This window comes from Psychromonas algarum, assembly GCF_004376845.1.
Classification (GTDB): Bacteria; Pseudomonadota; Gammaproteobacteria; order Enterobacterales; family Psychromonadaceae; genus Psychromonas.
This window is the reverse complement of record NZ_SNUW01000005.1, coordinates 64,949-86,393: the sequence shown is the minus strand read 5'-3', so window position 1 is coordinate 86,393 and position 21,445 is coordinate 64,949. Positions and strand designations below refer to the sequence as shown.

At 35.2% G+C, this 21,445-nt stretch carries 21 protein-coding genes; 8 read left to right on the top strand and 13 right to left on the bottom strand.

Translation table 11 applies throughout. The annotated features are described in order from the left end of the window. Positions 1-79: 79 nt before the first annotated feature. From E2R68_RS05575 to E2R68_RS05565, 3 genes are all read right to left on the bottom strand, one after another. Positions 80-580 carry a YbhB/YbcL family Raf kinase inhibitor-like protein gene (locus E2R68_RS05575; protein WP_134276514.1) on the bottom strand — a complete coding sequence of 167 codons (501 nt, stop codon included), beginning with the start codon at positions 578-580 and terminating at the stop codon, positions 80-82. A gap of 157 nt (positions 581-737) precedes the next feature. After that, entirely contained in the window at positions 738-2,657 is a 1,920-nt protein-coding gene (locus tag E2R68_RS05570; RefSeq protein ID WP_134276513.1) for a TRAP transporter permease, read from the bottom strand. Positions 2,658-2,728: 71 nt separating this feature from the next. After that, positions 2,729-3,655 (bottom strand): TAXI family TRAP transporter solute-binding subunit, encoded by a 927-nt coding sequence (locus E2R68_RS05565; RefSeq protein ID WP_134276512.1) that lies wholly within the window; start codon positions 3,653-3,655, stop codon positions 2,729-2,731. Positions 3,656-4,010: 355 nt separating this feature from the next. On the opposite strand from E2R68_RS05565, the gene E2R68_RS05560 reads away from it, so the two are divergent. After that, positions 4,011-4,640, top strand: coding sequence for a sulfotransferase (locus E2R68_RS05560; RefSeq protein ID WP_134276511.1), 630 nt, complete (start codon positions 4,011-4,013; stop codon positions 4,638-4,640). Between the two features lie 22 nt (positions 4,641-4,662). Here the strand turns inward: E2R68_RS05560 and E2R68_RS05555 are convergent, their stop codons facing one another. Further along, positions 4,663-5,433: a tRNA1(Val) (adenine(37)-N6)-methyltransferase gene (locus E2R68_RS05555; protein ID WP_134276510.1), complete on the bottom strand. Its 771-nt coding sequence runs from the start codon at positions 5,431-5,433 to the stop codon at positions 4,663-4,665. Positions 5,434-5,545: 112 nt separating this feature from the next. On the opposite strand from E2R68_RS05555, the gene E2R68_RS05550 reads away from it, so the two are divergent. Together E2R68_RS05550 and E2R68_RS05545 are read left to right on the top strand one after the other, a co-directional pair. Then, on the top strand, positions 5,546-6,649 hold the full coding sequence (locus tag E2R68_RS05550; RefSeq protein ID WP_134276509.1) for a phosphoribosylaminoimidazolesuccinocarboxamide synthase: 1,104 nt from the start codon (positions 5,546-5,548) through the stop codon (positions 6,647-6,649). A 106-nt stretch (positions 6,650-6,755) separates the two neighbouring features. After that, complete coding sequence (locus tag E2R68_RS05545) at positions 6,756-6,926, top strand: DUF2897 family protein (RefSeq protein ID WP_134276508.1); 171 nt, start codon at positions 6,756-6,758, stop codon at positions 6,924-6,926. Between the two features lie 61 nt (positions 6,927-6,987). Here E2R68_RS05545 and bamC read toward each other — a convergent pair whose 3' ends face one another. Both bamC and dapA read right to left on the bottom strand, forming a co-directional pair. Further along, positions 6,988-8,109: an NlpB/DapX family lipoprotein gene (gene bamC, locus E2R68_RS05540; protein ID WP_134276507.1), complete on the bottom strand. Its 1,122-nt coding sequence runs from the start codon at positions 8,107-8,109 to the stop codon at positions 6,988-6,990. Next, positions 8,106-8,987, bottom strand: a complete 882-nt coding sequence (dapA, locus tag E2R68_RS05535; protein WP_134276506.1) for a 4-hydroxy-tetrahydrodipicolinate synthase — start codon at positions 8,985-8,987, stop codon at positions 8,106-8,108. Before dapA ends, bamC begins: the two co-directional genes overlap by 4 nt. Before the next feature lie 232 nt (positions 8,988-9,219). On the opposite strand from dapA, the gene E2R68_RS05530 reads away from it, so the two are divergent. From E2R68_RS05530 to E2R68_RS05520, 3 genes are all read left to right on the top strand, one after another. Next, positions 9,220-10,071 carry a tetratricopeptide repeat protein gene (locus tag E2R68_RS05530; protein WP_134276505.1) on the top strand — a complete coding sequence of 284 codons (852 nt, stop codon included), beginning with the start codon at positions 9,220-9,222 and terminating at the stop codon, positions 10,069-10,071. A gap of 27 nt (positions 10,072-10,098) precedes the next feature. After that, positions 10,099-10,377 (top strand): Rdx family protein, encoded by a 279-nt coding sequence (locus E2R68_RS05525; RefSeq protein WP_134276504.1) that lies wholly within the window; start codon positions 10,099-10,101, stop codon positions 10,375-10,377. A gap of 226 nt (positions 10,378-10,603) precedes the next feature. Then, a complete protein-coding gene (locus tag E2R68_RS05520; RefSeq protein ID WP_134276503.1) occupies positions 10,604-11,494 on the top strand; it encodes a DMT family transporter in 891 nt (296 codons plus the stop codon). Between the two features lie 24 nt (positions 11,495-11,518). Here the strand turns inward: E2R68_RS05520 and bioD are convergent, their stop codons facing one another. From bioD to bioB, 4 genes are read right to left on the bottom strand one after another with little or no spacing between them, the layout of a single operon-like run. Then, on the bottom strand, positions 11,519-12,220 hold the full coding sequence (gene bioD, locus E2R68_RS05515; RefSeq protein ID WP_134276502.1) for a dethiobiotin synthase: 702 nt from the start codon (positions 12,218-12,220) through the stop codon (positions 11,519-11,521). A gap of 35 nt (positions 12,221-12,255) precedes the next feature. Continuing rightward, complete coding sequence (bioC, locus tag E2R68_RS05510; RefSeq protein ID WP_134276501.1) at positions 12,256-13,119, bottom strand: malonyl-ACP O-methyltransferase BioC; 864 nt, start codon at positions 13,117-13,119, stop codon at positions 12,256-12,258. Then, complete coding sequence (bioF, locus tag E2R68_RS05505) at positions 13,103-14,278, bottom strand: 8-amino-7-oxononanoate synthase (RefSeq protein WP_243834611.1); 1,176 nt, start codon at positions 14,276-14,278, stop codon at positions 13,103-13,105. Before bioF ends, bioC begins: the two co-directional genes overlap by 17 nt. Then, the gene (gene bioB / locus E2R68_RS05500) at positions 14,278-15,333 is read right to left on the bottom strand and encodes a biotin synthase BioB (RefSeq protein WP_134276500.1); all 1,056 of its coding nucleotides are present in this window, start codon (positions 15,331-15,333) and stop codon (positions 14,278-14,280) included. The genes bioF and bioB overlap by 1 nt, the downstream gene beginning before the upstream one ends. A 97-nt stretch (positions 15,334-15,430) precedes the next feature. On the opposite strand from bioB, the gene bioA reads away from it, so the two are divergent. Continuing rightward, the gene (gene bioA, locus E2R68_RS05495; RefSeq protein WP_134276499.1) at positions 15,431-16,720 is read left to right on the top strand and encodes an adenosylmethionine--8-amino-7-oxononanoate transaminase; all 1,290 of its coding nucleotides are present in this window, start codon (positions 15,431-15,433) and stop codon (positions 16,718-16,720) included. 157 nt (positions 16,721-16,877) lie between these two features. Further along, positions 16,878-18,278: an asparagine--tRNA ligase gene (asnS, locus tag E2R68_RS05490; RefSeq protein ID WP_134276498.1), complete on the top strand. Its 1,401-nt coding sequence runs from the start codon at positions 16,878-16,880 to the stop codon at positions 18,276-18,278. A gap of 370 nt (positions 18,279-18,648) precedes the next feature. Here the strand turns inward: asnS and purF are convergent, their stop codons facing one another. The 3 genes from purF to E2R68_RS05475 all read right to left on the bottom strand — a co-directional run bounded on the left by purF (position 18,649) and on the right by E2R68_RS05475 (position 21,442). Then, positions 18,649-20,163 carry an amidophosphoribosyltransferase gene (purF, locus tag E2R68_RS05485; protein WP_134276497.1) on the bottom strand — a complete coding sequence of 505 codons (1,515 nt, stop codon included), beginning with the start codon at positions 20,161-20,163 and terminating at the stop codon, positions 18,649-18,651. Between the two features lie 90 nt (positions 20,164-20,253). After that, the gene (locus E2R68_RS05480; RefSeq protein WP_134276496.1) at positions 20,254-20,754 is read right to left on the bottom strand and encodes a CvpA family protein; all 501 of its coding nucleotides are present in this window, start codon (positions 20,752-20,754) and stop codon (positions 20,254-20,256) included. A 73-nt stretch (positions 20,755-20,827) separates the two neighbouring features. After that, complete coding sequence (locus tag E2R68_RS05475; protein ID WP_134276495.1) at positions 20,828-21,442, bottom strand: SPOR domain-containing protein; 615 nt, start codon at positions 21,440-21,442, stop codon at positions 20,828-20,830. Positions 21,443-21,445: the final 3 nt, after the last annotated feature.

The following is a 21,445-nucleotide window of genomic DNA, read 5'->3' as shown; positions in this document are numbered from 1 at the left end:
GTTACCTAATGATCAGTTTTATCAAGCCGATTAATAGATAACCATATTTAAAATAAACATATAAAGTAAAAACGTTTAATTAGAATTTACCCATTTCTAATACAGTTGCAGAGGTTTCCATCTCTCCTTTCATGGTTTTAACTGTGACGTAATAAGCATGTCCTTTACCACCAGAACAAGGCGGCATATATGCACCAGCTTTGTCCCAACCAGGACTGCGATGCGCTTCAATCATTTTAAATTGAGGAGGAAGCTCAAAAGAATGGCCGGCAACTGAAGGGATTTCTACTGATGTTACTGTCCCGCTAAGTGCGTAACTCATCACTCCATGACCACCACTATCCATTTTTTGTGAGTCACGATCACTGTATTCTAAAACAATTGAGTCCGTACCTGCTGGTAGTTCTGTTATTGCTAATTTTGGGGTAATAGGATTTTTACCGCCAAATTTTTGACACTGTTGACCTGCAGGTATGGTAATACCATCCCAAGCACTATCTGCAAATTTAACTTCAACTGCCGAAGCATAGCTCGTGAATAATGCTGTAACGAGCAATGTATTTAGTCGTTTATATTTCATAATAAATTCCATTTTAGATTTACTTGTATTTTTCACTTATACATGACACATATAAGTTGCCTTTAAATAACTATTTCACATTAACAATGTATCTTTATAAATCAAGTAGATAAGTTAATATATAACTGCTCATACGTTTATTATTCGCTAAATAATATTAATGGTGATTTTCCTGACTTTTTATACTTACAGGCATATCATCCATTTTTGAAAAACGATAATTTAGTACTGCAATAAGTAAGATCACTAACATTCCAGCAAGGTTGGCATAGTGATATGGCACTAATAAAGCAAAGCCTGAGGTTAATAATAAAAGGCGCTCAACTATTGATAATGTACTTGCTAATCGACCTTCAATTGTTCCTGCAAAAGCAACGATTAAGCCGATAGTCAGTATAATTGAAACAATAAAATCAAAGTTATTACCTTGTACCCAAATTAACCCGGAGAATGCCATCATAATAGGAATAATGAAGAATCCCTGTGCTAATTTAAATGCTTGAATAGCTGATTTCATGGGGGACGTATTTGCTATTCCTGCCGCTGCAAATGCGGCTAATGCAATAGGTGGAGTTACATTTGATGTTTGTGATAACCAAAACACAATCATGTGCGCTGCCAATAAACCAACACCAAGTTCTGTTAAACTAGGTACTGCCATAATTGATAACACTATATATGCAGCAGTAACTGGTAATCCCATACCTAAAATAATGGCGGCAATAGCAATTAAACCAAGTACAGACCATAAATAACCACCGGAGAGTGCCATTAAAAACTGGGTAAATTGAAGGCCTATTCCTGTTTGTCCAACAACGCCAACAACAATACCTGCGGTACCACAAGCAACTGAAATGGGTAATGCTAGTAATGCGCCCTCTTTCATACCTTCAAAAAATAATGAAATACTAATTCGGCTATGTTTACGACACATTGCAGCGACTAAAACAGCAACACAACCAGCTATGCCAACTAAAATTGGAGAATAACTCATTAATAATAAAGAGGTAATTAAGATTAATGGAACTAAAAAGTGCCATCCATTTTTTAATACAACCGATATTTTTTCAGTTATATCCATTCCTTTCAAACCTAACTTACAGGCCATTAAATGCACGTAAAGTAAGGTACAAGCAAAATACAAAATAGCGGGTGCAATTGAAACTAACAATATTTCGCTATAGGGGATCCCGGTAAACTGTGCCATAACAAACGCTCCGGCTCCCATGACTGGAGGCATGATTTGTCCACCCGTTGATGCGGCGGCTTCAATACCAGCAGCTTGCTCTGGCTTGTAACCTAATTTTTTCATCATAGGAATGGTTAACGCACCAGTGGTTACAGTATTTGCAATCGCAGAGCCAGAAATAGAACCAAGAGCCGCAGATGCGATAACACTAGCTTTAGCTGGTCCACCTCGATATTTTCCGGCGATAGAAAAAGAAGCATCGATAAAAAACTTTCCTGCTCCAGTAACCTGTAAAAATGCACCGAATAGTACAAAAACAAATACCACTCCAGCCGCTATTGCAAGCGGAGCTCCGTATATACCATTAGTGGAATAGATATGGAATCGGATAACCTCTTCAATAGAGAACCCTTTACTCGCAACATCTGAAGGTAATAAATTCCCAAAAATTGCATACAGCAAAAATACAGCGGCAATGAGTACCATGACAGTACCTACTGTCCGACGTGTTGCTTCAAGCAATAACACTAAAATGATCATGCCTGATAATTGATCAAGAGACGTTAAACCGTCTAATAAGAAAGTAATATCATCATAATCAAAAGAGACAATATGATATGAAGCCCAGGTAATGCTGATGATGCATAATAGGTCGATAGCTCGGCCTAACAAGTAAACAAAAGTAGATTTTTGAGATTTGATAAGGGGTAATGTAAAAAAGACTAATATCAATACCCAACTTAAATGAATAGGTCTAAAAACAGGAGCAGATAAATCAGAGGTAATACCTTGCCAAATTTGAAAAATAGATAATGAAATGGCGGCAAGTGCAGCGAACAGTAAAATTTTATCGCTAATAACTTTGCACATAGATGATGATGTTGTCATGAACTTCTCCGTGAGTTCGTTGTTAGCAAGACCCATCAAATCTATTAAGCATTTGATGGGCTTAATTCATATTACATATTTTCTTTATAGTATTTTAAAGCTCCTGGATGTAGCTCAATTCCTTTTAATTTGTTCATGTTTTGGATCGTTGTAAATTTAGTCACGCTAATCACTTGATTAATTTCTTTCATATTTTCGAAAGCAACTTTGGTCATTTCATAAGCTAGATCGGTATCCATATTTTTATTTACCACTAAAATATTCCATACCGCAGGTGCATTAAATGCATTTACATTTTTATAACTACCAGCAGGAACTTCTATTACTTGATACGACTCATTACTGTCAGAAACGGCTTTAAGCTCCTCAGGAGTAAAAGATAAAATACGAATATTATGTGTGAATGCTAATTCTGTAATTGCGCCAACGCCAATACTACCTACGATGGCACCCGCATCTATCTGCCCTGCAGAAAGCGCATTTGTTGTTGCCGTGTAGTTAAGAGATTGAGCGTCAATATCATTTTCTGTAATACCTAATGCAGCCAAGATGTTAGTTGAACTCACTCTAGTACCTGAGCCTGGTGCACCTAATGAGATACGTTTCCCTTTTAAATCTTGTATTGATTTAATATCTGAATCTGCCGGTACAATAAATTGCACTACGTTAGGATATAGGGCAAATAGCACTGACACGTCCATTTTTCGAGGGAAAGGTTTAACACCTTGATGCGCTTGTAACACAACATTCCCCATCGCAATACCAGCAAGTTGTTTATTGGTGGAAACTTTAATCGTGTTTTCAACAGATGCCGCTGTCACTTCAGCGCGCATATCAAAGTTATCAATTTTTTCGCTCCAAATTTTAGCTAGGATCCCGCCTAATGGATAATAAGTACCACTCTGACTTCCTGTACCAATCGTATAGTTTTCAGCCATTACATTAACTGAAAATAAGCATGCTAAACCTATTAGTCCTTTCTTAAATGTATTATTCATGATAATAACTCCATTTTATCTATTGATGATTTGTTGTGGACTTGTTATTGATATGTAAAAAATTAAGACTAGCACTTAACCTGAGCTATACAAACGCGTGATGTCACAAAGTTCACTTTAGCCTGTTCACAAAATAACCGTCTTTATTATAGAAATGAGATTTCATATTCAACTCTCTGTTAACATGCAGCTAAATGTAGAAGATGATGTAAAGGTTTAAAAGATAACAACTTATCTCTTCATTATTATTCATTTCAAGGTTAATCAATGTGATCATTAACTATGATTGATGGAACAATTTAATAACCTCAGATATCTCCTATTCAGATATTACTTAACTTAATAAGTGTCGCTCATGCCTAAAATATTTATTATCGGATTACCTAGAACTGGCACAACAAGTATCAGTGTTGCGATGTTAGACGTTGGTTTTAAAGTTGCACATACGGCATTTACCAAACATGCTTTTGAGCTTGCAGATGTGATTTCAGATGCGCCTTGTTTTTCTGATTTTGAACAGCTAGATAAACTTTTCCCTCATTCAAAGTTCATTTATTTAACCAGAGAGCTTTCTTTGTGGGTACCATCAATGCAAGCTTTATTATTAAAAATGGCCCCCGGTTTATTACCTAAAGAAGGACATTTTAGTCCGGTATTAAAACGTTCTTTTAATGAAACATTCCAACTTACACAAGAAGATCTCTTATCAGAAAAACATTTAGAAAAGTGTTATGTAAACCATCAGCGTAAAGTGGAAAGCTACTTTGAAGGCAGAGATGATCTTATTTGTATTAACTTAAGTGATGTAAATAGCCTTAGAAAATTATTTCTGTTTTTAGATCTACCATATAAAACAGGGCAAACATTTCCTCATTTAAATAAAGGTTCACAAGTTGCAAAATGGACTAATTATAAACACCCAAATAAGATTAGTAGTTTTAGTGCAGGGAAAGAACATCGCCAATTTTTTGATTATGAAACATAAACAAATCTTTTACTTAGCGAAGTTACATTTTTAAATAAAAATCTTTTGTTAAAGCAATAAAATCTTGGCTATAGCCTTCACCATCATGAATAATTAATTGTTGATAGCTATTTTCTGCATATTCACTTTTTTCTGTATATTCACTTTTTTCTGTATATTCACTTTTTTCTGTATATTCACTGTGTTTAGTTAATTCGATTAAAACACGGTTAGCGACTTTATTAACGGTGGTTTTTACATCTATAACACGAGTTAATTGCAATGGAAGATTTAATTGCAACAATAAATTTATAAAAGCCTGCCCTTCCACTTTAGGTAATACAAAGCTCGCATTGCCTTTTACATTTAATAATTGCACACAATAATGTAATAAATTTTGATGTGTTAAAGCGATGCTATGCCTTGCGATGGCTCGCTGTAGATTATTCGAGGTTTCGCCTGAATTAAAATAAGGGGGATTACAAATAATAGCGTCAAAAGTAAGCTTCTTTTTTACAAATACTTCAATCCCAATATGATGTACGTTAAGTCTGTTTGACCAAGGACTATTAGTACAGTTTTGTTGTGCTGCGTTAAAAGCATTTTGTTCAATTTCTACAGCGTCAATATTTGCTTTTAAATTTCGCTGAGCACACATAATAGCTAACACACCTGTACCACACCCAATATCTAAAATAGATTGGCTTTTTTCAATTGCAGCCCATGCGCCTAATAAAATGGCATCTGTACTTACTGGCATACCACACTGAAAAGCATTTATATGAAATTTTTTAAATGTAAAATCTTTTGCCATGCGAATATCCCGCCTTTTTGATATGAAAATATAGGTACAATCTGCTATTATCCTGACTTTATTATTTGATGCAGAGTTTTCTGCTCACTTTGACTTTTTATAGGACATTTTTATGAGTTTTGCCGATAAAGTATTAGCTGTAAACAACGATTTACCTATTCGTACAGATCAGCCAGTCCACAGTGGTAAAGTGCGTTCAGTGTACTGGCTAACCGCTGAAGACAGCAAACGCTTAATTGAAGAGAAAGGCTATGATGTTGCTGCCGATGCTCCTTTGGCAATTATGGTTATCAGTGATCGTATTTCTGCATTTGATTGTATCTGGCACGGCGAAGGCGGTATGCATGGTGTTCCTGGAAAAGGCGCTGCACTTAATGCGATTTCGAATCACTGGTTTGCATTATTTAAAGAGCAAGGTTTAGCTGATAGTCATATTTTAGATATTCCTCATCCATTTGTATGGATTGTTCAAAAAGCACGTCCGATCATGATTGAAGCGATTGCCCGTCAATATATTACGGGTTCAATGTGGCGTGCTTATGAAAAAGGTGAACGTGAATTCAGTGGTATTTCTATTTCAGAAGGTCTTGAAAATAATACAAAATTACCAGAATTATTGATCACTCCTTCTACCAAAGGTATTTTGAAAGGTGTACCGGGTGTTCAAGAAGTTGATGATGTGAATATTACACGTCAAAATATAGAAGATAACTTTGCTGCATTTAACTTTACGTCTCCTTCTCACATTGCTGATTACGAAAAACTATTAAAAGAAGGTTTTGATGTGATCAGTGCTGAACTTGCTAAAATTGATCAAATCTTTGTTGATACTAAATTTGAATTTGGTTATGTAACAGATAAAGCAGGCAATGAAAAACTAATATACATGGATGAAGTTGGAACACCTGATTCATCTAGAATTTGGGATGGCGCAGCTTATCGTGAAGGTAAGATTGTTGAAAACTCAAAAGAAGACTTCCGTCAATTATTGTTAAAGCATTTCCCTGATCCTGATATTTTATTAAATAAAGATCGTATGGAAGAGCGTTTTGCATTAGCAAAAGATAATGCTTTACCAGAAAGCGTATTAATGGAAATTTCTAAAACTTACACGGGTATTGCTGAAAAAATTATCGGTGAAAAGATAATTCTCTCAGAAAATCCTAAGCAAGAAATTATCGATATTCTTCGCGAGCAATACAATCTTATCGACTAATACTAGCTAATCGTTAATTTACGGTTACTATAAAGAGCAGGTCATAATACTTATTATGGCCTGCTTTTTTTTACCTATCATTTTGCTTATGTAAAGGGGAAATAATATGTCTGTCGGATGGGGAATATTTGTTGTTGTACTGGTAGTCGGCATTATTATTTATAATATCTTATTGATAAGAAAAAGTGCCAAAATGAAAGTCCCTGAAAGTCTTTTACAGGAAATCAGAGAAAAGAAAGAAAGGGAACGAGAAGAAAATGAGCAGGAAAAAAAATAACCTAGTTAATAGTAACTAGGTTATTTAATAGATATTTACATCATTTTTACTTGCTTGATTCCTAGTATAAAATGGTTTGGATATCTTTTTCTAGTGTAACACTACGAATATTACTGGTAATACTCAGGTACAAGTCAGTCACTTGTTGCTCAGTTAATGGTTGCTTATCTGCATCTAACCAAATAAGTGATGTATCACCTCCAGTTAATTCACCCAATTGAACAAAATATTCACCTTCTTCTAAATTAATAGGGTTTAGGTTATTTTCTGCCCAATACTCAGGATCTTGAGAGTCAAAATCAACTAAGAAATAGCCAAGATTTTTATCCTCTTCAACCATGCTAAAACTCATTAAAGCTAACAACTTAGGTAACTTACGCCATGCATCAACGAAATCTGCATCAATAACCCATGCCGTTTGATGATTATCATCAAATCCAAGTTTTATTGGTAATGGTTTGTTATCAGCAGCTTGCAGTTCTTCAGCTTCTTTTTTCAAGAAAGCAAACTTCAACATATCGTTGATTAATGCTAATTCAATACCACGTTTAGTATCGCCCGCTAAAATTTGCTCTACAGGTTCACCATCGTTTAATTCTTCAAAATTTTGAACATCAACAGCGACTCCAACACTTCTACCATCCGTTCCATTGAGAAGTTGAATATTATAAACACCTTCGTCACGAACATAATTACGACTAAAAAAATAACCATAAGATTGTTCACGGATCACAGGACCCGTATTGATGGTTAGTGCAGCTCTGTCAGAGGTAAGTGATGTTGCATTTTTTGAATCAAAATAAGCAAGTAATAAATCCCAAACCGTTTGTTGAATGTTGTCATCGTTTTTAAAGGCATTAAACCACACTTTAGTCTGTGTAGGATCGGGGTCTAATAGCACCCCTTCTAATACCGACATCAACTGTTTAGGAGGTCGAACATCTACTTTTTTACCTAATAAACCAAGATTTTCTTGTTCTTCAGTAAGCGCTTGAATGTCATAAGTCGGGCGCTGCTCATCGTTAGTAAAATCACCCGTATTGTATTTATCTATAAGTGTTGCATCTAGGTACTTATACTTTCCTTCTGCTTGTGTCCTTGTTTCAAAACGAACACAACTAGAAACAGAAAGAGCTAGTGCAATAACACCAGCTAATTTAGTTAACGCTATCTTTTTGTTCATGAAAGTAGTTTAGCTTCGATTAATGCGTTACGAACAGTACTTTGGTGTTGCTCAGATAAAATCGTTAACGGTAAACGTAAAACTGAGTTAGGGATCAAACCTAGTTCTGAACATGCCCATTTTACTGGAATTGGATTTGCTTCTAGGAATAAGTTGGTATGAACAGGTAATAGCTGTTGATGAATCGCGAGTGCTTTATCTGCTTCACCATTTAGTGCAAATTTACACATCTCAACCATTTCTACAGGAGCAACATTAGTTGTTACTGAGATGACACCATGACCACCTTGTAACATAAAATCACAACCCGTTGCATCATCACCACTGTATAATAAGAAATCTTCAGGTAATAATGCTTTTAATTCTTTTAAGCGTTCTAAATCACCCGTTGCTTCTTTAATACCAATAATATTAGGGATCTCTGCTAAACGAGCAACAGTTTCAGGCAACATATCAACGGCTGTTCGGCCAGGTACATTGTATAAAATTTGTGGTAATTCACAGGATTCTGCAATCGCTTTATAATGTTGGTATAAACCTTCTTGCGTTGGTTTATTGTAATAAGGTGTCACATTTAAACCAGCTGCAATACCGCTATTGGTGAATAATTTGCTTAATGCGATTGCTTCAGACGTTGAATTAGCACCGTTACCAGCAATAACAGGAATACGCCCTGCTGCATAACTAATAACTCGCTCAACAACCTTAACATGATCATCAACGCTTAAAGTTGCTGATTCACCAGTTGTGCCTACAGCAACAATGGCAGTCGTGTTTGATTTTATGTGGAACTCTACTAGTTCTTTTAATGCGAGAAAATCAATTTCACCAGTTTGGTCCATCGGGGTTACGAGTGCGACAATACTACCTGTTAACATGTAAATGCTCCTTTAATTGAGCGTTCAATGTTACTTTTGCAAGCCTTTAAAAACAAGCGTTAAAGTCAACAGATTAACGCTCTTTATAAATATTTATGACATTGTTGCTAGTGCTCACCTTTTTATATGATAATCAATTGCTAATCTATCACTCAGTCCTTGATGAGTTTGTATCATCAAGTATCATGACAAACTATTTTTATAAAACGTTTTCACACAATAAGAGGTTAAAATGCAAGCAGATATTTTTGATGTTACTGCGCAAAATTTTCAAACTATTATCGCGCAAGGCTCTGTCAATAAACCAGTATTAGCTGTATTTTGGTCGAACCAGTGCTCGATTTGTCAGTCTTTAATACCATTAATTGAACAGTTACAACGCGAACATGCAAACGCATTCACATTAGCAAAAGTAAATTGCGATATAGAACAACAGATTGTGCAACATTTTGACATTAAAAGTGTTCCAACAGCATATATGTTTGTTAATGGACAAGGTGTTGATGGGTTTGCTGGAGAACAAAGCACTCAATTTATTAATGATTTCATTAAAAAACATTTACCTGACCCAGCGTTAGCATTATTAGCAGATGCACAGACCTTATTTGCTCAAGGTAATCTCCTTGAGGCGAAATCTACTATTTTACAAGCTCAAAAACTAAACCCTGAAGATAACCAAATAAAGTTAGCTGTAGCACAAATTTATTTGGCATTAGGGGAATTTGAAAATGCAAAACCGATACTATCTGTTATTCCTATGGCAGATCAAAACATGATCTACCATAGCTTAATGTCAGAATTAGAATTAGCAGAGCAATCATCTCAAACCCCAGAAATTTCAGCTTTAGAAGAAAGTTTATTAACGGCCGAAGATAAAAAACCAATTCAATTCCAACTCGCTATTCAATATCACCAAGCAAAACGTTATACAGAGGCGCTGAACTTGTTATATAACCTATTATGTTCGGACTTAGGTTATGAAAATGGTGAAGCCAAAAAGACCATGTTAGATATTTTAGCGACGGTTGAAGATGCTGCGTTAGTCTCAACATATCGCCGTAAGTTATACAGTTTGTTGTATTAAGCATGAATATTTAAAAGGCATAAGCAGATGAATAAAATAGAAATAAAGTATTGCCGTAAATGTCGCTGGTTACTGCGTTCATCGTGGATGGCACAAGAGTTATTAAGCACATTTGAAGATGATATTCATGAGCTTTCATTACTGCCTGGTACTGACGGTATATTTGAAATATTTGCTAATGGACAGTGTATTTGGTCACGTAAAGAAATGGGACGTTTTCCTGAAATTACCGAACTCAAAAAATATGTTCGAGACGTTATTGCACCAGAAAAAGACCTTGGCTGTATTGACCGAAAAGCTAAATAAAAAATGCTAAAGGCCGCTGAATAAAGCGGTCTATTTGATATCAAGAGTCAATTTAAATGAACCATATAATGCTTATGACTCATATCCATTCTAAGTGGTATAACTTCCACGCTTTATATCGATAAAAACAGACTATACGCAAATAAACTTTTGTGTATAATGCCTCGCCCTACGTGATCTCTAATACCAATCACACTAACGAACTCATCTTCTTGTCGGAAAAACTATGCAACAAAAATCCGTTAGCCAAGCCATATTACTTCTTGTATTGGCTAATTTATTAGCGTCACTTTCAGACGTATCTTTAAAGGTACTCAATGGTGAAGTACCAACTTTTCAATACGTGTTTATCCGACAAATTATCAGCTTACTTTTTATTCTTCCTTTTTGGTTAAAGTTACCTAAGGAAAAATACAAAGAAGGATGTTGTAAAATCACATTTTGGAGAGCACAATTTATTGTGGGAGGCAGTGCTTGTGCAATGATTGCCATTACCCATCTAACTCTCGCAACAGCTAATGCCATGTTTTATGTTGCGCCATTAATGATGTTACCAATGTCAATATTATTACTTAAGGAAACACCACCATTAGGTAAATATATTGCTACAGGAATTGGCTTTGTTGGCGTGTTAATTGTCTTACGTCCAGAGCAATTTCATTGGGCCGCCATTGTTGCTTTAGGTAGTGCCCTCACCATGGCATTCACTAATATTTTTATTCGCCGTTTACCACCAGGACAACATTTAATTTCTACACTTTTTTGGACAACATTAATGACTTTACCATTAGCTTTATTTTTAGCTTTATTTAATTGGCAAGCAGTATCACTGACTAATATATTATGGATTGTGGCGATTAATGTATTTGTGTTGGGTTACCACGCTTTAGTTGTTATTGCCTACAAAAAAGCGGCTGTCAGCAGTATTGCACTAGCAGAGTATTCTGGACTCGCTTTTGTCACCTTATTTGGCATTATTTGGTTTGATGAAGTACCTGATTTATTTACAGCCATTGGTATATTGTTGATTGTTATTCCTATGATGCCACTTCCTTGGCGAAAGTGGTTTTTTAAAAGACTAGTTATAACGGCTGAAATACCAGAAAAAAAGGTTTAGTTATGGATGCGGTTTAATAAAAAATTAGAAATTAATATTGATATATGAAGCTAAATCTTGGTTATTAATATCCTGTAAAAATGGAATTTCAGCTAACAAAGGTGCGTTAATATAAGCACTCAAGGTATCAATATTCTGTTCCACATAAGGCATGTCGGATTGTAAGTGATTTGCAATCCAGCCTGCAATCGGTAAACCAGCTTGTTTAATGCTTTCTACTGTTAATAAAGCATGATTTAAACAACCTAACTTTAATCCAACCACTAAAATGATTGGTAGTTTATGTTCAATCACCCATTCAGAAAATAGCTTTTTATGATCCACTGGTAAATGCCAACCGCCAGCTCCTTCTACAAATAAATAGTCTGGTTTCTGTTGCTGTAAAAAAAGTAAACCTTGATCAATGAGCGTAAGATCAATATTGCGCTTATTCTCAATGGCTGCAATATGTGGTGCTATTGGTTGTTTATAAGCAATAGGATTAATCGCCTCATAGGCAACGTTAATATGACTATTCTGTTGAAGAATAAGCGCATCTTCATTGCGTAATCCTTGAGACGTTTCATCGCAACCTGCGGAAATAGGTTTATAAGCTAATGTACTTTTTTGTTGTTTATTAGCTGCTTGTAACAACGCTTTAGTACAAATTGTTTTACCTACATCGGTATCTGTTCCAGTAACAAAATAAGTGCCTGGAAATAATGTGCTTGAAGTTGGATGATTCATTTTTTCTCTTTTGGTTTAGGATGATGAAAAGGTATTTAACGACAAGCAACAACATAACAAACCTGATAACTTAAGTTATATAAACCCTCTGTATCGACAAAAGGTTGGTATCCTTGTTGTAATTTTTTCAATAAATTCCGCCCTGATAATGTTTTTTTAGGACCATCATGAACATGATTTGCACCGATACCTTTTAGTGCTTTCATCACTGAAACAACATCGTTATATTTTTTGACTCGTGTTTCTGTGGTTAAGGTTACATTTTTATATCCAGCTTGATATAAGGCTTCTTTAACTTCCTGTTCCGTTAAAAATGTATTGATATGAGAATGATTGTCTACTTGCTTCCACGCTTCTTTTAATTCCATTAATGAACCATCTAATAAAGTAGAGAAACATAATAGACCATTATCATTAAGCGCTTGTTTGATTTGTTGTAAAGAGTGTTGAAGTTGTTGGCTCCATTGCAAAACTAAATTTGAAAAAATTAAATCAAATTGATTTTCTGTAAAAGGAAGCGCATCGATATCACCTTCAACATAACAACAATGAGGGATATTTCTTAATGCTGTTTGCGCTAACATTTTAGGTGATAAATCAAAGCAGGTTACTCTAGGTTCATTAATTGCTAATTGATTTAACTCAGTAGAAAAGTAACCTGTACCACAGCCCAAATCTAATATTTTAGTCGTTTTTGTTGCATTCAATTTTGCTCTTACATGGCTTTGCTCTGTTGCTGACATAGCACTGCCCGTTAACATCATTAAGTGATGCCCTATATCTCTTTGCAGGTCTGCATATTGATCATAAAAAAGTGCCGCTTTAGAGAACGATGCTTCGATGGCTTTTTTATTAATCACTTTATTAGTAATGACCTCTTTATCAGTTATTGTATGCATCGAGAGCCTGTTTTATTTGTTGGACCAAAAATTCAATATCTTGCTTTTGGTGATTAACTGTTAGCGTAATACGTAATCGAGCAGTATTGTTTGGTACTGTAGGTGGTCGTATCGCGGTTGTATAAATTCCACTTTCTTTTAACAGCTGACTCATTTTTATTGCTTGATCACTCTGACCGATTAATACAGGTTGAATAGCTGTAGTTGAAGACATTAAAGGAATATCAAGTTGAGTGGCTAATAGCCTGAAATGTTGGATGAGTTCATTTAAATGATCCCGACGCCATTGTTGTGTTTCAGCTAGTTTAGCCGCTTCACCAATGCAGTAAACCATGGCAGGAGGTAAACCTGTTGTGTAAATATAGGGTTTTGAAAAGTTATTAATGTAATCAATTAATTCATTTGAGCCGGATACAAACGCCCCACCAACACCTAATGCTTTACCAAAAGTAGCCATATAGATTTCAACATCATTATTACTGACTTCTTGTTCAGCAAGACTACCTGCACCATTCTTTCCTAATACCCCTAAACCATGTGCATCATCAATCATTAACCATGCATTGTTTTGTTGGCATTGTTGTTTTAGTAATTGAATAGGCGAACGATCACCATCCATACTGAAAACACCTTCCGAAATAACCAGTTTATTCTTAATCTCTGTATTAGCTTGCAAGATAGAAGTTAATTGCTGCATATCATTATGTTTGAAGCGTTGCATTTTCACAGGGCTATTCATTCCAGCTTCCATTAATGAAGCATGGTTTAATTTATCTTGAATTAAGAGATCATTTTTAGACAGTAATAACTTAATGATCGCTTGATTTGCTGAATAACCAGAACTAAATAATGCAATAGCATTTACACCTAACCATTGTTGTAATTGCTGAGTCACATCATGATGAACTTGGTTGTAGCCCGTTACTAAATAAGAGCCGCCACTACCTATACCAAATAAGTCAGCTCCTTTTTGCCAAGCTTTAATTAAAGCTGGATCAGAAGCTAAACCAAGATAATCATTACTAGAGAAATTAAGATATTGTTTACCATTAACCGTAATATATCGAGACTGCTTACCTTCAACAGGAACAGAGGAACGATGTAAATGTTGTTGTTTTTGTTGTGCTAATTGTTCACTAATAAATGAAAAAGCCATCATTATAATTTACTGGTCGCATCGTAAAATAATTCATCTTTTTCAGCGTGGCGAATAATCGCCGCATCAACTGTCTTTTCAGTTTCATAAGGAGAAAAGTTAATTTCTTCTTTATTAATGCCTAATTTATTGAACAAACGCATATCTGAATTTTCGTCTGGATTGGCTGTTGTTAATAATTTACAGCCATAAAAAATTGAATTTGCTCCTGCCATAAAACATAAAGCTTGTGTTTGTTCTGACATATCCTCGCGACCTGCAGATAAACGTACATGCGATTTAGGCATTAATATACGAGCTATCGCAATGGTTTTAATGAATTCAAAATCATCTAGATCGTCGACATTATCTAATGGTGTGCCTTTTACTTTTACTAATTTATTAATAGGTACACTTTCAGGTTGTACAGGCATGTTAGCTAATTGCACTAATAATCCTGATCGATCTTTACCCTCTTCTCCTAAACCTACGATACCACCACTACATACTTTCATGCCGGCACTGCGTACATTATCTAATGTATCTAATCTATCTTGGTAAGTTCGTGTGGTGATAATTTGGTCATAATATTCTGGAGAAGTATCTAAGTTATGATTGTAATAATCTAAGCCAGCACTCGAAAGTTGCTGTGCTTGTTTGTCGTCTAACATACCTAAGGTCATACATGACTCTAGGCCTAATGATTTAACTTCTTTTATCATTTCAACTAGATAAGGCATATCACGTTGTTTTGGATTTTTCCAAGCTGCGCCCATACAAAAACGTGTTGAGCCGGTTGCTTTTGCATCTTTAGCAGCTTTAATGACTTTTTCAACTTCCATTAAGGTTTCTTTTTCAAGACCTGTATCATAACGCGCGCTTTGTGGGCAATATTTACAATCTTCAGGACAAGCCCCGGTTTTAATTGAGAGAAGTGTACTCACTTGAACTTGATTATTAGGAAAATGTGCTCGGTGAACCGTTTGTGCTTGAAACATTAAGTCCATAAAAGGTAACTCAAATAGAGCATTTACTTCTGAAACAGTCCAATCATGACGAATATGTGTTGTATTGAGCATTTTAATTAACCTAACTTGAAAAATATTTGGTTAGTTTAATGTTGAAAGTTACACTGTCAACCTACAACACGACAATTACTTTACATCTGGTTAATATATGAGCATCAAATCACTAAGTAACATTGATATCGACTTAAATTACGATAAAAAGCATATTTGGCACCCTTACACTTCAATGACTTCACCTATTCCCTGTTATCCAGTTGAAAGTGCAGAAGGTTGTTTGATCTCATTGCAGTCAGGTGAAAAACTTATTGATGGTATGGCATCATGGTGGGCTTGTTTATTTGGTTATAACGTAAAAGAGCTTAATGACGCAGCAACAGAACAATTATCAAAAATGTCGCATATTATGTTTGGTGGATTAACTCATCAACCCGCGGTTGATTTGGCTAAAACATTAGTAGACATAACCCCTAAAGGTTTAGATAAAGTCTTCTTTAGTGATTCAGGTAGTGTTGCCGTTGAAGTGGCAATGAAAATGGCATTACAGTACTGGCAGTCATTGGGAGAAAACAAAACTAAATTTGTTGCGCTTAAAAAAGGATATCACGGTGATACTTTTGCAGCCATGAGTGTGACAGACCCTGAAGGTTCAATGCATGAATTGTATCAAGACTTTGTGGTTAGGAATTATTTTACTGAACAACCCAGTGTTCGTTTTGACCAATCATGGCAAGAAAATGCCATGGATGATTTAACCACGCTATTAGCAACTCAACATGAAAATATTGCCGCTTTAATTCTCGAGCCTATTGTGCAAGGCGCGGGTGGGATGTATTTCTATCATCCTAATTATCTAAAAGCCGCTAGAGAATTATGTAATCAATACAATGTTTTATTAATTGCAGATGAAATCGCCACAGGATTTGGCAGAACCGGTAAATTATTTGCTTGTGAGCATGCTGATATTAGTCCTGATATTTTATGTTTAGGCAAAGCTATCACAGGTGGTTACATGAGCTTTGCCGCTACATTAACAACAACAAAAGTAGCGACAACTATCAGCGAAGGAAAAGCAGGTGTTTTTATGCATGGGCCTACTTTTATGGGCAATGCTTTAGCTTGTGCAGTGGCCAATGCAAACTTGTGTAAATTATTAACCTGTGACTGGCCGCAATTGGTAAATAATATTTCTATTCAATTAAATAATGAATTACAGAAATGTCAGCCACTAGATAAAGTACAAAGTGTTAGAGTGCTAGGCGCAATTGGTGTGGTGGAATTAAAACAAGCGGTTGATATGGTTGCGGTGCAAAAGCAATTTGTGGAATTAGGTGTTTGGATCCGCCCTTTTGGTAAATTGATTTATGTAATGCCACCTTATGTTGCATCACAACAACAAATAAACTGCCTATGTGAAGCAATTTATGAAGTTTGTAAATAACCGTTCGTAAGTATTTTAATATCAGTCTTTTATAGGCAATATTGTTATTATTATCTAGTCAGATACTTGTATCTGAGTCTAGCCAAGGTAATATATGCAACAATTAAAATTTTTAGTATAAAACAGTTAACACTGTGATCATGGAGCATTATTTAAGATGTCAAAAACACCCATTGTTGATATTTTCAACAGCAAATTTACATTAGGCAGCCAAGTTACTGTTCAAGGTTGGATCCGTACTCGTCGTGATTCAAAAGCTGGCATCTCATTTTTAAATATTTATGACGGTTCATGTTTTGATCCAATTCAAGCGGTTGTTCCAGCTGAGTTAGAAAATTATAGCTCTGATGTTTTAAATTTGTCTGCAGGTTGTAGTGTTGAAGTCACAGGTGAATTAGTTGAAAGTCCAGGAAAAGGACAAAAATTTGAACTGCAAGCAAGTGCAGTTAAAGTACATGGTTTTGTACAAGACCCTGATACTTACCCAATGTCAGCTAAACGTCACAGTATTGAATACATGCGTGAACATGCGCACTTACGCCCTCGCACAAATATGTTTGGTGCGGTAACACGTGTTCGTAACTGTTTATCACATGCTATTCATAACTTCTTTTATGAGCGTGGATTTAACTGGATCAGTACCCCTATTATTACTGGTAGTGACTGTGAAGGTGCAGGTGAAATGTTCCAAGTGAGCACACTTGATTTAGAAAACTTGCCGCGTAATGCTGAAGGTCAAATCGATTACAAAAAAGATTTCTTCGGTAAAGAAACATTCCTAACTGTTTCTGGCCAGTTAAATGCAGAAACTTATGCTTGTGCATTAAGTAATGTTTATACATTTGGTCCAACTTTCCGAGCTGAAAACTCAAATACAACACGTCACTTAGCAGAATTCTGGATGGTTGAGCCTGAAATTGCATTTGCAGATTTAGCTGATGCAGCACAACTTGCAGAAGATATGTTGAAATATGTATTCAATGCAGTATTAACTGAACGTGCAGATGACATGGCTTTCTTTGCTGATCGTGTTGATAAAGATGCAATTACACGTTTGGAAAATATGATCAGTTCTGAATTTGTTCGTATGGATTACACGGATGCAATTGAGATCCTGCAAAAATGTGGTAAAAAATTCGAATACCCTGTTGAATGGGGTGTTGATTTACAGTCTGAACATGAACGTTACCTTGCTGAAGAACATGTAGGTGCTCCAATTATTTTACAAAACTACCCGAAAGATATTAAAGCTTTCTACATGAAATTAAATGCAGACGGTAAAACAGTTGCAGCAATGGATGTATTAGCACCGGGTATTGGTGAAATTATTGGTGGTAGTCAACGTGAAGAAGATTTAGTTGCTTTAGATAAACGTCTTGAAGAGATGGGTTTAGATAAAGAAGACTATAGTTGGTACCGTGATTTACGTAAATACGGAACAGTTCCTCATGCAGGTTTTGGTCTTGGATTTGAGCGTTTAGTTTCTTACGTAACAGGTGTACAAAATATTCGTGACGTAATTGCATTCCCTCGTGCTCCAGGTACTGCAGAATTTTAATTAACATTTAAAATATTACCATTTAGAAATATTAAAATGATAAAACCAGTTTAACCGCTGGTTTTTTTCATCTAAAATTTAAATCGATAAACTATTTATTGTGATTGCTATAACTTTCACTTAAAAATATTTTCACCTCATCAACAAATTTCACGCCAGTTTTCTTTAAAAAATTTACTTTCACTCCATTTTAAAAATAAAATTTAATTTAAAAAAACACTTAACCATCTTCATCATAAAATAAAAAAACAAAAATTATTTTTCATAAAATAATTTAAAAATTTTTCTTTTTAAAAATGTTAATGATTTTATTTCAGACACAAAAAAGCACAGCAAGTGCTGTGCTTAATAAAAAAATATTAAATCAAACTTAAGATTCGTTATACATTTCTAAGTTTGCAATTTCTTCTTTTTGAGTTTGAATTTTTTTAGCATCTTCACTACGTAAGCTTGCTAAATAATCAAAGTATTCTTTATTGATATTTTTAGTTACATATTTTCCATCAAATACTGAACATTCAAATTCTTTGATTGCAGGGTTTTGTTTACCTACTGCATCTTTAAGATCTTGTAAGTCTTGGAAAATTAAACGGTCAGTACCAATACAATCACTTATTTGATCAACATTACGACTATGTGCAATTAATTCTTCAGGCGTTGGCATGTCAATACCATACACATTCGGGTAACGAACTTCAGGTGCGGCAGAAGCAAGATAAACTTTTTTGGCGCCCGCTTCTCTTACCATTTCGATTATTTGTTCAGAAGTTGTACCTCGAACAATAGAATCATCTACTAATAGTACGTTTTTACCTTTGAATTCAGCTGTAATCGGATTTAACTTACGACGTACTGATTTACGACGTTGCTTTTGACCCGGCATAATAAAGGTACGACCAATATAACGATTTTTTACAAAACCTTGACGGTAAGGCAAACCTAATTCAACAGAGATTTCTAAAGCAATATCGTTAGATGTTTCTGGAATTGGAATAACAGCATCGATATCTAAGTCTGCCCAATCACGTTTAATTTTTGCACCTAATTTACGACCCATTTCTAAACGAGCTTCGTAAACAGAAACGCCGTTTAATGTTGAGTCAGGACGAGCAAAATAAACATACTCAAAAATACATGGTGTTAAGCTTGTGTTTTTAGCACAAAGTTGCGTATGTAGCTGTCTGTCTTCAGTGATATAAATTGCTTCACCTGGTTCAACATCACGCATGAATTTAAAACCAATAGTGTCCAAACCAACACTTTCAGAAGCTACGATATATTCAGTGTCACCTTCTTCTGTTTGGCGAGATCCTAATACTAAAGGACGAATGCCATCTGGGTCTCTAAATGCAACTAAACCATGATCGATAATTAATGATGTTACAGCATAAGCGCCACTAATCTGCTCATGTACTTTTGTTACTGCTGAAAAAATATCTTCAGGTAGCAGTCTATCTGCTGTGATTTTTGCTAGTTCAGCTGCAAATGTATTTAGTAGTAACTCAGAATCTGAAGTCGTATTAATATGGCGACGAGATTTAACTAAGGCTGTACGTAAATCTTTAGCATTAGTTAAGTTACCATTATGTGCTAATGATATACCCCAAGGTGAGTTAACATAAAATGGTTGAGCTTCTGCTGCACTTGAACTACCAGCAGTTGGGTAACGAACGTGACCAATACCACTGTTACCTTTTAAGCGTTGCATATGTTTAGTTTCAAAAACATCTTTCACTAAACCATTTGCTTTACGTTGTTTAAAGTTACCATTATAAGTAGTAACAATACCTGCAGCATCTTGTCCTCGGTGTTGTAAAACGGTCAATGCATCATAAATACTTTGATTGACAGGAGTTGAACCAACGATACCAACTATTCCACACATAAGTTAAAGCCTTTCTATATTTAAGATAATTCACAAAAGATACAATCATTGTATCTTTAAATTAAGTGACTAATTTGTGCTAACCAACGTTTATTTTGTTGGCTGTATATTATTTAGAAAACTTGAAGAATTTTCTAAATGATTAAAAAACCATTCAATGACAATGCCAAATTCAGGCGTTAATACTGATCCTTTCCACCATGGTGTTTGATTAAATGAAGTAAAGGAATCAATAAAGAATAGGATTGCGCTGACAATTAATACTCCGCGAATAGCGCCAAAAACAACGCCTAATATACGATCAGTACCAGACAAACCAGTAACAGCAACAAGACGATTAACGATGTAATTGATTAAAGCACCAATTAATAATGTAGCGATAAATAAGATGGCGATGGCGGCACTATTACGAATGAGCTCATCTTGAATTTGAGTGAGGAATAATGCTACTTCTGGATAAAAGTTGCTGGCAATAAAAAAGGCAGCAAACCAAGTAACTAAAGAGATAGCTTCTTTTGTGAAGCCTCGGATTAAACTAATTAATGATGAAAAACCAATTATGCCAAGAATGACGAGGTCAAACCAATTCATACTATCCCTAATCTTTGTAGTAAGTATTTAACGCGCGCATTCTAACAGATATCATTTTAAAAGGCTTTAAAAACTAAGGTTCAATTGGATTAAAGGGTACTAATTTACCATTTAAGTTTGTTAAGCGTTTTAATCGAGGTAAATTAGCTTCTAACTTTTTCTTAGAAACATCTGGACCAACAAAAACGCGAGTTAATTGCCCATCAACCACTTCTCTAGGTGATGTATGAACTTGAAAACCTGCTTTTTTTAATTTTTTCAATAACACGTTTATGTTTGCTTTATTTTGAAATGCACCTAGTTGAATCGTCCATGCAGGATCATTGAAGCTAGATTTTTTTTCTTTTATAACGGGTTTAGTTACTTTTGGAGCTTGAACAACTTTCGCTGTTTTGGGCTGATCATCAATATCTACCGTATCAGCGATCTCTTCAACTTTCCATTCAGTTGTTGTAGCAGTCTGGTCATTAGCATCAGTTGCATCTTCAATAACCATCTGATCATTTTTAATTCCATCATTATCAGGAAATGACTTTGAATGCTCTTTTAGGTTAGGTTTGATCGGCGTACCAACGAATTCTTGTTGATAAGATGTTTTTTCACCATCAATTAAAGAGGGTAAAAAAATAACCACAAGAGCGACCAAAATAGTAATACCCACTAAACGATTTTTAAACTGAGATGCCACGTT